Source organism: Streptomyces durbertensis (assembly GCF_014156695.1).
GTDB classification, from domain to species: Bacteria; Actinomycetota; Actinomycetes; order Streptomycetales; family Streptomycetaceae; genus Streptomyces; species Streptomyces durbertensis.
The window spans coordinates 1-11299 of the sequence record NZ_WMLF01000154.1 but is presented as its reverse complement, the minus strand read 5'-3'; the positions used below and the strand labels follow the sequence as shown (position 1 = coordinate 11299).

The following is an 11299-nucleotide window of genomic DNA, read 5'->3' as shown; positions in this document are numbered from 1 at the left end:
CCTCCGCCGGGCAGCGGACGTGTTCCGGCCAACGCCGCGAACGCCCTCCTGACATGTACGCGTCGCTCGTGCGATTCTCTGGGCCATCCGGGACGCCCCCCACTTCCCTAGGAGCCCGCGTGACGACTTCCTCGACTCGCACCTCCACCTCCCCTCGGCCCAGACCCCGTCGCCGTGCCGTCGCCGTGGCGCTCGCCGCGAGCGCGGCACTGCTCGCCGCCGGACTCGGCGCCGCCCCCGTGGGCGCCGCCCCGCCCGGTCCGCCGGGAGCGGCCCCGGCCGCGCTCAGCCCCGGCGCTTACCTGGACCTGGTGCGGGCGGCCGACGCGCCGGACGCCAAACGGGCCACAGCCCAGGAACTCGGACTCGGCGCCAGGGAGGCCCTTGAGGTCCGGAGCGTCGTGAAGAACAACAACGGCGACGTGCACGTGCGTTACGAACGCACCTACGCCGGGCTGCCCGTCGTCGGCGGCGACCTGGTCGTCCACCGCACGAAGGACGGCGACACCAAGCGCGTCACCCGGGCCACGGACGCCGAGATAGCGGTGAACACCGACGCGCCCGCCACCCACCGGCCGGCCAGGGCCGCCGCGAAGGGCAGCACCGAGCCGCGCAAGGTCGTGTGGGCGGGCGGCGACCGCCCGGTCCTCGCCTGGCAGCGCGTCGTCGGCGGAACCCAGCCGGACGGCACCCCGAACCGGCTGCACCAGCTCACCGACGCCCGGACCGGCGAGAAGCTGCTGGAGTACCAGGGCGTGCACAAGGGCAACGGGCACAGCATGTACTCCGGCAAGGTGGAGCTCGGCACCACGACGGACAAGGGCCGCCGCTACTCGATGGTCGACGCGGCGCGCGGCGACGCCCGCACCCACGACATGAACAACGGCCAGTCAGGACAGGGCACGCTCTTCACCAGCCGCCGCGACCTGTGGGGCGACGGCACCCCCGCCAACCGCGAGACCGCCGCCGTCGACGCCCACCACGGCGCCGCCGTCACCTGGGACTACTTCCGCGACGTACACGGCCGCCAGGGCATCAGGGGCGACGGCGAGGCGGCGCTGACCCGGGTCCACTACGGCGACAACTACTCCAACGCCTTCTGGTCCGACGGCTGCTTCTGCATGACGTACGGCGACGGCGCCGGCAACGCCAAGCCGCTCACCTCCGTCGACGTCGCCGCCCACGAGATGGTGCACGGGCTGACCTCGGCGACCGCCGGGCTCATCTACGCCGGTGAGTCCGGCGGCCTCAACGAGGCGACCTCCGACATCTTCGCCGCCGCCGTCGAGTTCCACGTGGACAGCCCGGTGGACCGCGCCGACTACCACGTCGGCGAGCTCATCGACATCCGCGGCGACGGGAAGCCGCTGCGCTACATGGACCAGCCGTCCCGCGACGGGCGGTCGCTGGACTACTGGCGTCCGGGCGCCGGCAACGTCGGGGTGCACTACTCCTCCGGCATCGGCAACCACTTCTTCTACCTGCTGGCCGAGGGCAGCGGGAAGAAGGAGATCAACGGCGTCGCGTACGACTCGCCGACGTACGACGGCTCGGTGCTGGAGGGCATCGGCATCAACAAGGCGGCGGCGATCTGGTTCAAGGCGCTCACCGAGCAGATGACGTCGACGACCGACTACCAGGACGCCCGCCGCGCGACCGTCACCGCCGCCGGCGACCTCTACGGCGCGGACAGTGCCGAGGTGCGGGCCGTGGAGGCCGCCTGGACGGCGGTCAACGTGACCGGCTGAGCCCGCTCGTGGCCGACGGCAGAGGCCCGGACCGGGGTCGCGTCCCCCGGTCCGGGCCTCTGCCGTCGCCGGCCCGACCTCACCGGCCGCTCAGCGCAGCGGCATGCCGGAGCCGCCCGCCCCCGGGGCCGCTTCCGACGGCGCGGCGGCCAGGCCCAGCTCCGCTCCCGAGGCCAGCAGCGGGTGGGTGGGAAGGACGCGGACCGTGTAGCCGAACGGGCCGGTGCGGTCCAGCGCCAGCGGGCCCTCGAACGTCCAGCGGCCTTCCAGGTCGGCGCCGCCGGCCGGCTTCAGCGGCACGGTCACCGGGTCGGTCAGCATGTCGGACGCGTCGACCCGGCCGGCGACCGCCTGCACCTCCACGTCCGACGCCGCCAGTTCCCCGAGGGTGATCTGGGCCCTCAGCGACAGCGCCGCGCCCAGTTCGAGGCTGTCCCCGGTGGCGCCCTGCGCCTCGACGTGCTCGACCCGCACCCGCGGCCACTGAGCGCGTACCCGCGCCTTCCAGTCGGCGAGCCCTGCGGCCGACTCGCCGTCCAGCTCGCGGTGGGCACGGGCGGCGGGGGCGTAGAGGGTGTGCACGTAGTCCCGCACCATGCGGTCGGCGAGCACCTTGGGGCCGAGGCGGTCCAGCGTCTGCCGGATCATCTCCAGCCACCGCCCCGGGCGGTCGTAGAAGCAGGGCGCGACCTGCTCCTCGAGCGCCTCGTACAGGGCGGCGGCCTCGATCGCGTCGCGACGCTCGGCGGTCAGGCCCGAGCCGTCGGCGCTGGGGATCGTCCAGCCGAAGTCGGGCTCGTACCACTCGTCCCACCAGCCGTCGAGGACGGAGAGGTTGAGGCAGCCGTTCAGCGCGGCCTTCATCCCGCTGGTACCGCAGGCCTCCAGCGGGCGCAGCGGGTTGTTGAGCCACACGTCGCAGCCCGGGTAGAGGCGGCGGGCCATGCCCATGCCGTAGTCCGGGAGGAAGACGATGCGGTGCCGCACCCGGGGGTCGTCGGTGAAGCGGACCAGTTCCTGGATGAGGCGCTTGCCGCTGTCGTCGGCCGGATGAGCCTTGCCCGCGACGACGATCTGCACCGGTCGTTCCGGGTCCAGTAGCAGCCTGGTGAGCCGTTCCCGGTCGTGCAGCATCAGGGTGAGCCGCTTGTAGGAAGGTACCCGCCGGGCGAAGCCGATGGTCAGCACGTCAGGGTCCAGCACGTTGTCGATCCAGCCGAGTTCGGCGGGCGAGGCGCCGCGCTGCCGCCACGAGTCGCGCAGCCGGCGGCGCACCTCGTGGACGAGCTGCTCCCGCAGCGAGCGGCGGATCGCGGTCAGCTTGGCGTCGGTGAAGGGGCCCTGGTGGGAGGCGATCTCGGGGGCCGTCCAGGTGGGCGCGTGCACGCCGTTGGTGATCGAGTCGATCGGCACGTCGGCGGGGTCGAAGCCGGGCCACAGCGCGGCGAACATCTGCCGGCTGACCTCGCCGTGCAGCGTGGAGACGCCGTTGGCGCGCTGGGCGAGCCGCATGCCCATCACGGCCATGTTGAACATCGGCGTTTCCCCCGCCGGCTTCTCCATGCCGAGCTCCAGGACGCGTGCCGCGTCGACGCCCGGCAGCTCGCCGTCCTCCCCGAAGTGCCGTTCCACCAGTTCGCGGTCGAAGCGGTCGATGCCGGCGGGCACGGGGGTGTGGGTGGTGAAGACGGTACCGGCCCGCACCGACTCCAGAGCGGCGGCGAACTCAGCCCCGCCGTCCATGAGTTCACGGATGCGCTCCAGGCCGAGGAAACCGGCGTGTCCCTCGTTGGTGTGAAACACCTCGGGCTCGGCGTGGCCGGTCAGCCGGCAGTACGCCCGGACCGCCCGCACGCCGCCCACGCCCAGCAGCATCTCCTGCAGCAGCCGCTGCTCGCGCCCGCCGCCGTAGAGCCGGTCGGTGACGTCCCGCTCGGCCGGGGCGTTCTCCTCCACCCCGGAGTCGAGCAGCAGCAACGGCACCCGGCCCACCTGCGCCTGCCAGATCCGGGCGCGCAGCGAGCGGCCGGCGGGCAGGCGCAGCGCCACCTCCGCCGGGCTTCCGTCGGCCTCCCGCAGCAGGTCCAGGGGGAGTTCGTCGGGGTCGAGCACGGGGTAGCGCTCCTGCTGCCAGCCGTCCCGGGAGAGCGACTGGCGGAAGTAGCCGTGCCGGTAGAGCAGCCCGACGCCGATGAGCGGGGCCCCGAGGTCGCTGGCCGCCTTCAGATGGTCGCCGGCCAGGATGCCGAGCCCGCCGGAGTACTGCGGGAGCGCGGCGGTGATGCCGAACTCCGGCGAGAAGTAGGCGACCGCGCGGGGCAGCGGCTCGTCGGCCCGCTGGTACCAGCGGGGTTCGGTGAGGTAGTCGTGCAGGTCGCCGGCGGCCAGTTCGAGCCGGCGCAGGAAGCCCCGGTCCGTCGCCAGCCGGGCGAGCCGGGCCGCCTGGATCGTGCCCAGCAGCCTCGTCGGGTCGCAGCCGGAGCGCTGCCAGCCCTCGGGGTCGGCGTGACGGAACAGTTCGGTGGTGGGCGGGTGCCACGACCAGCGCAGATTGCGCGCCAGTTCGCTCAGTGGCCGCAGTGACTCGGGGAGGACAGGACGCACGGAGAATCGACGAATGGCCTTCACTCCTCGAAGGTAGCGGCGGCTTGCCCCCCAAGGGCGTGGTTCGTGGCGTTTCGACTGACTTCACCCTCTGGAGGCAAGATCGCCCGAGACGTGACGGGAAGCCGCCGCCGGGCCGGCGCCGGTACGCGCTCGTGACCAGCGTGTTGCACGGTGACCACGGTGTTCCGGCCATGTCGCAGGGCCGTCGGGGGCATGGATTCGGCCACTTCCCGGCGCCGATGATGGGGGCGCACCGGATCGGGAGTTCGCACGTATGGCCCGATCCGGCAACGTGTTCGCATTTTCCATCGGGGGAATCACGCCATGCAGAAACGACGCTTCGCCACGCTGCTCGCCGCCGTCGCGGTGGCGGCCTCGCTCACCGCCTGCGAGGACCCGGGCGGCGGCGACCAGGCCGCGCCCACCACTCCGCCGCCCAGCCAGCAGCCCTCCGAAGCCCCCTCCGAGGAGCCTGCGGACGGCCCGTCAAAGAAGCCGACGGACGAGCCCTCCGAGGGGTACGACGACACCCCGGCCGACAAGCCGGAAGGGGAGGTCGACGCGGAGGCCGGGAAGACCCTCGCGCTCGGCGCGACCGCGCGTGTCACCCACCGCTCGGGGGGTCGGAGCGGCGTGGTCGACGTCACCCCGAAGTCCGTGGTCAGGGGCAAGCTGAGCGATCTGGAGGACGTCCGGCTCAACGGTGGCGAAAGGGAACTGACGCCGTACTACGTCACCGTCGAGTACCGGTACGTCAGCGGGGACGGCCCGCGCGGCTCCGCGCTCCAGGTCGCCACCCGGCTCCGCGACGAGCGGGGCGAACAGGCCAAGCTGCTGTTCACCTACAAGGACGACGTCAAGCCGTGCGTCAACGAGCCGCTTGAGCGGCTGACCGGGGATCAGCCGGCGACGTTCTGCCGGGTCTACCTCGTGGCCAAGGGCCAGACGCCCAAGATCGTCGCCCACCAGGGCGACTACAAGCTCGAGCCGGTGTTCTGGAAGACCGGCCACTGACCGGCCACTGACCGGCAACTGACCGATCGCTCACCGGCCGCCGGCCGGCCACGCCGGACGCCGACGCGCGGGACGGGTTGACATGTCGACCCGTCCCGCTTCTGTCGTCAACAGGCGCACTTCCGACGATTACCCGCCCCCGCGCGATGGGCAGTCTCCTGCCGCGCGACCCGCGCGCCTCCCCGACCGACTCACCGGGCCACCCCGACAGTGGCCCGAAGCGTCCGGAGGAGGCGTGCGACGCGGACGCGAGACCCCCAGCCGAGTGAACGCGGACAGGAGCGGTCATGCACGCAGCCAGCAAGGCACCCCCGGAGCGGATACAAAGTACAAAACCTCCCGTTTCTACACCAGGTGAGCCCATGATCGGTCGCATTCCCATCCTGGACGTCAAGCCCCTCGTCGACTGCGGTCGGCGACCCGCGAGAGCGGTCGTGGGCGAGACCTTCCAGGTCTCCGCCACCGTCTTCCGGGAAGGGCACGACGCGGTCGCCGCGAACATCGTGCTGCGCGACCCGGCCGGGCGCAGCGGCCCCTGGACGCCGATGCGGGAGCTGGCCCCCGGCACCGACCGGTGGGGCGCGGAGGTGACACCGGACGCGCCCGGCCGGTGGACGTTCGCCGTGGAGGCGTGGAGCGATCCGCTGACCACCTGGCGGCACCACGCCTCGGTGAAGATCCCCGCCGGTGTCGACGTGGAGCTGACCCTCACCGAGGGCGCCGAACTGCACGAGCGGGCGGCGGCCGAGGTGCCCAAGAGCGACGGCCGCGCCGTGGTGCTCGACGCGGTGGACGCCCTGCGGGACAACAGCCGCGCCCCCGCCGACCGGCTGGCCGCCGCGCTCGACCCGAAGGTGACCGCGCTGCTCACCCGCCACCCGCTGCGGGAACTGGTCTGCGCGACCCGCGCCCTCCCCCTCCAGGTGGAACGCCGCCGCGCGCTCTTCGGCTCCTGGTACGAGTTCTTCCCCCGCAGTGAGGGCGCGGTGGTGGAGCCCGGCAGGCCGCCGGTCTCCGGCACGCTGCGCACCGCCGCCGAACGGCTGCCGGCCGTCGCCGCCATGGGCTTCGACGTGGTCTACCTGCCGCCGATCCACCCCATCGGCGAGTCGTTCCGCAAGGGGCCGGGCAACTCGCTGACCGCCGGCCCGCACGACGTCGGCTCCCCCTGGGCGATCGGCTCGGCCGCCGGCGGACACGACGCCATCCACCCCGACCTGGGCACCTTCGAGGACTTCGACCACTTCGTGGCGCGCGCGAAGGAACTGCGCATGGAGGTGGCGCTGGACTTCGCCCTCCAGTGCTCGCCCGACCACCCGTGGGTGCGCGAGCACCCGGACTGGTTCCGCACCCGCGCCGACGGCACGATCGCCTACGCCGAGAACCCGCCGAAGAAGTACCAGGACATCTACCCGATCCACTTCGACGGCTCACGGGAGTCCTACCGGCAGATCGTCGACGAGACGCTGCGCGTGCTGCGGCTGTGGATGGACCACGGGGTGCGGATCTTCCGGGTCGACAACCCGCACACCAAGCCGGTCGTCTTCTGGGACAAGGTGATCACCGAGATCAACCGCACCGACCCCGACGTCGTCTTCCTGGCGGAGGCCTTCACCCGCCCCGCGATGATGCACACCCTGGCCCGGGTCGGCTTCCAGCAGTCGTACACCTACTTCACCTGGCGCAACACCAAGCAGGAGCTGACGGACTACGTCACCGAGCTGGCCGGCGACGCGGCCGCCTACATGCGGCCGAACTTCTTCGTCAACACGCCCGACATCCTCAACGCCTACCTCCAGCACGGCGGCCGTCCCGCCTTCGAGATCCGGGCCGTGCTGGCCGCCACCCTCTCCCCCACCTGGGGTGTCTACTCCGGCTACGAGCTGTGCGAGGCGCAGCCCGCCGAACCGGGCAGTGAGGAGTACCTGAACTCCGAGAAGTACGAGCTGCGCCCGCGCGACTGGGCGGGCGCCGAACGGCACGGCCAGACGATCAGCCCGCTGATCACCGCCCTCAACCGCGTCCGCCGTCGGCACCCCGCACTACAACAGCTACGCGACGTGCGGTTCCACCGAACGGACAACCCACACGTCATCGCCTACTCCAAGCGCAGCAACGCCCCCTACGCCGACTCGGTACTCGTGGTGGTCAACCTCGATCCGCACCACACCCATGAGGCCACAGTGTCGTTGGATATGGCAGAACTCGAAGGTTTTGGCCTCACCCCGGCTCAGGCACGTGGCGCCGAACCCTTTCCGGTGCGCGATGAGCTCACCGGCGAGACCTACCACTGGGGCAGGGACAACTATGTGCGCCTGGAGCCCGGCAGAGCCGACGTTCCGGCCCCGGCGCACATCTTTGCCCTGCGACCGTCCTCACAGACCGGAGGGTCACCCAACGATGAGCGTCAATGAGCCTGTCCCCGACACGTTCGAGGACACGCCCGCCAAGGACCGCGATCCCGAGTGGTTCAAACGGGCCGTGTTCTACGAGGTCCTGGTGCGGTCGTTCCAGGACAGCAACGGCGACGGCGTAGGCGATCTGAAAGGCCTCACCGCGAAGCTCGACTACCTGCAATGGCTGGGCGTCGACTGCCTGTGGTTGCCGCCCTTCTTCAAGTCACCGCTGCGGGACGGCGGTTACGACGTCGCGGACTACCAGTCCGTCCTCCCTGAGTTCGGCGACCTGGCCGACTTCGTGGAGTTCGTGGACGCCGCCCACCAACGCGGCATGCGCGTCATCATCGACATGGTGATGAACCACACCAGCGACCAGCACGAGTGGTTCCAGCAGTCCCGTACCGACCCCGACGGGCCGTACGGCGACTACTACATGTGGGCGGACGACGACACCCGCTACGCCGACGCGCGCATCATCTTCGTCGACACCGAGCAGTCCAACTGGACGTTCGACCCGGTGCGCAAGCAGTACTACTTCCACCGGTTCTTCTCCCACCAGCCGGACCTCAACTACGAGAACCCGCGCGTCCAGGACGAGATGATCTCCGCCCTGCGCTTCTGGCTGGACCTGGGCATCGACGGGTTCCGCCTCGACGCCGTGCCCTACCTGTACGCGGAGGAGGGCACGAACTGCGAGAACCTGCCGCGGTCGCACGCCTTCCTCAAACGCGTCCGGGCCGAGATCGACGCCAACTACCCGGACACCGTGCTGCTCGCCGAGGCCAACCAGTGGCCGGAGGACGTCGTCGACTACTTCGGCGACTACTCCAGTGGCGGCGACGAGTGCCACATGGCGTTCCACTTCCCGGTGATGCCGCGCATCTTCATGGCGGTCCGCCGGGAGTCCCGCCACCCCGTCTCCGAGATCCTCGCCAAGACGCCGGCCATCCCCTCCGGCTGCCAGTGGGGCATCTTCCTGCGCAACCACGACGAGTTGACGCTGGAGATGGTCTCCGACGAGGAACGCGACTACATGTACGCCGAGTACGCCAAGGACCCGCGCATGCGGGCCAACATCGGCATCCGGCGCCGGCTCGCCCCCCTCCTGGACAACGATCGCAACCAGATCGAGCTGTTCACCGCGCTGCTGCTCTCCCTGCCGGGCTCGCCGATCCTCTACTACGGCGACGAGATCGGCATGGGCGACAACATCTGGCTCGGCGACCGGGACGCCGTGCGCACCCCCATGCAGTGGACACCGGACCGCAACGCGGGCTTCTCCTCCAGCGATCCGGGCCGCCTGACGCTGCCGGTCATCATGGACCCGGTCTACGGGTACCAGGTGACCAACGTCGAGGCGTCGATGAGTTCGCCGTCCTCGCTGCTGCACTGGACCCGGCGGATGATCGAGATCCGCAAGCAGAACCCCGCCTTCGGGCTGGGCGAGTACCACGAACTCCCCTCGTCCAACCCCGCCGTCATGGCCTACATCCGGGAGATGAAACTCCCTGCGGGCAGCGGCAGCGAGGACGACGTGGTGCTGTGCGTGAACAACTTCTCGCGCTTCCCCCAACCCACCGAACTGGAGCTGGGCGCCTTCACCGGCCGCCAGCCGATCGAGCTGCTCGGCGGCGTGACCTTCCCCGCCGTCGGGTCACGGCCGTACCTGCTCACCCTCGCCGGGCACGGCTTCTACTGGTTCCGGCTGCGCCAACCGCACGCCGCCGGCAACCTGCTCTGACCCACCGCGCCCCGGCGGCCAACCCGCCGAGGCGCGGCCCGCGGCCCACCCCCGCCGCACTCCGCGCCGGCCGCCGGACACCGGCGCCGGCGCGTACCGTCCCGCCCGACGGCCCGGTTACCCCCGGGCCGTCACGGGCAGGCTTGTAGGCACCCGTGTGGCCCAACCACGCGCCGCCGCACGGTCTATCTCTCTCGACACGTCCCGACCAGTCGGACAGCCACAGCCGCACATCCGGGACACTTCACCTCAGTTGCCGTGTGCCCGGAGAAAGCCCGGTGGAAGGTGCCATGACCGCTATGCCGGACAGCTCCACGTCGCGCACCGCCCTGCCCGATACGGCGGGCGGCGCCGCACTGCTGCACTCGATCGGCCCGATGCTCACCGGTTGGCTGCCCCGGCAGCGCTGGTTCGCGGGCAAAGGCCGCCCGCTCGACGGCCTCACCCTGGCCGCCGCGACCGAACTCCTGCCGGTCACCGGCGGACCCGCTCCCGGCCTGCTGCACCTCCTGGTCACCGCCCACCAGGGGCGCACCACCGACTGCTACCAACTCCTCCTCGGCGTACGGCGCGTACTGCCGCCGGTGCTGGCGCCGGCGCTGATCGGCCGCCCCGAGGAAGGCGCCCTGCGGGGCATGTGCGTCTACGACGCCGTACCCGACCCCCGGCTCACCTCCGTCCTGTTGGAACGCCTCCGCGCCCCCGGCCGGCTCGGCGTCCTCGGGTTCCGCCGCGAACCGGGTACCGCCATCCCCTCCGGGCTGGTCCCCAGACCCCTGCGCAGCGAGCAGTCGAACTCGTCGGTCGTCTACGGCGATACGTTCATCCTCAAGTTGTTCCGCAGGCTCAGCCCCGGCCTCAACCCCGACCTCGAACTGCCGCTGGCACTCGCCCGCGCCGGCTGCCGCCAGGCCCCCGCCCCCGTCGCCTGGTTCGAGGCCGAAACCCCCGCGATCACAGGGACCGTCGGGGCCGCCGGGGCCGCCGAGTCGTCCGGCACGGACGCCACGCTGACCCTCGGCATCCTCCAGCCCTACCTCGCCGGCACCAGCGACGGCTGGCAGCTCGCGCTGCGTGCCCTGGCCGCCGGACGCGAGTTCCACCGCTCCGCCTTCGAACTCGGCCGCGCCACCGCCGCCGTGCACACCGCCCTCGCGGCGGCGCTGCCCACGTCGGTACTCGCGGGCGCCGAACTCACGTCGGTGGCAGAGGAGATGATGGAACGGCTGGAACGCGCCGTGGAGGCCGTACCCGCGCTGCGGCCCTACCGGCCCGGGCTGCGCGAGGCGTTCCGCGCCGTCGCCACCCTCGCCCGCACCGGGCACCAGTGCCCCGTGCAGCGCATCCACGGCGACCTCCACCTCGGCCAGGTCCTGCGTACCGACGCCGTGGGCGTCGACGCCCACGACAAGGACGACGGCGGCAGCTGGGCACTGATCGACTTCGAGGGCGAGCCGGCCGTGCCGATCGCCGAACGCCGCCGCCCCCAGCCCGTCCTGCGGGACGTCGCCGGGATGCTCCGCAGCTTCGACTACGCCGCCTGCCAACGCGGCTCCGGCGATCGCAGACACCGCTGGGCGACGGCCAACCGCGCCGCGTACTGCGCCGGCTACGCCAGCGCCACCGGCAGCGACCCGCACGCCCAGGCCGCGCTGCTGCGCGTCTACGAGACCGACAAGGCCGTCTACGAGGTGCTGTACGAGGCCCGCCACCGGCCCAACTGGCTGCCCATCCCCATGGCCGCCATCCGCCGGCTCGCCCAGGACCCCAAGTAGGCGCAGTGTCCGACG

The 11299-nt window shown here is 71.7% G+C and carries 6 protein-coding genes; 5 read left to right on the top strand and 1 reads right to left on the bottom strand.

Annotated features, from left to right (window positions below; genetic code table 11):
* Positions 1-119 precede the first annotated feature (119 nt).
* Positions 120-1748, top strand: a complete 1629-nt coding sequence (locus GL263_RS12745) for a M4 family metallopeptidase (RefSeq protein ID WP_323379368.1) — start codon at positions 120-122, stop codon at positions 1746-1748.
* A 90-nt stretch (positions 1749-1838) separates the two neighbouring features.
* On the opposite strand, the gene glgP is transcribed toward GL263_RS12745, so the two are convergent.
* On the bottom strand, positions 1839-4376 hold the full coding sequence (glgP, locus tag GL263_RS12740; RefSeq protein ID WP_182855780.1) for an alpha-glucan family phosphorylase: 2538 nt from the start codon (positions 4374-4376) through the stop codon (positions 1839-1841).
* 303 nt (positions 4377-4679) lie between these two features.
* Between glgP and GL263_RS12735 the strand changes: the two genes are divergently transcribed.
* From GL263_RS12735 to GL263_RS12720, 4 genes are all read left to right on the top strand, one after another.
* Positions 4680-5369, top strand: coding sequence for a hypothetical protein (locus tag GL263_RS12735; RefSeq protein ID WP_182855779.1), 690 nt, complete (start codon positions 4680-4682; stop codon positions 5367-5369).
* Between the two features lie 362 nt (positions 5370-5731).
* Entirely contained in the window at positions 5732-7783 is a 2052-nt protein-coding gene (locus GL263_RS12730) for an alpha-1,4-glucan--maltose-1-phosphate maltosyltransferase (protein ID WP_182855778.1), read from the top strand.
* The gene (treS, locus tag GL263_RS12725) at positions 7770-9509 is read left to right on the top strand and encodes a maltose alpha-D-glucosyltransferase (RefSeq protein ID WP_182855777.1); all 1740 of its coding nucleotides are present in this window, start codon (positions 7770-7772) and stop codon (positions 9507-9509) included. The genes GL263_RS12730 and treS overlap by 14 nt, the downstream gene beginning before the upstream one ends.
* Positions 9510-9808: 299 nt before the next feature.
* Complete coding sequence (locus tag GL263_RS12720; RefSeq protein ID WP_182855782.1) at positions 9809-11284, top strand: maltokinase N-terminal cap-like domain-containing protein; 1476 nt, start codon at positions 9809-9811, stop codon at positions 11282-11284.
* Positions 11285-11299: the final 15 nt, after the last annotated feature.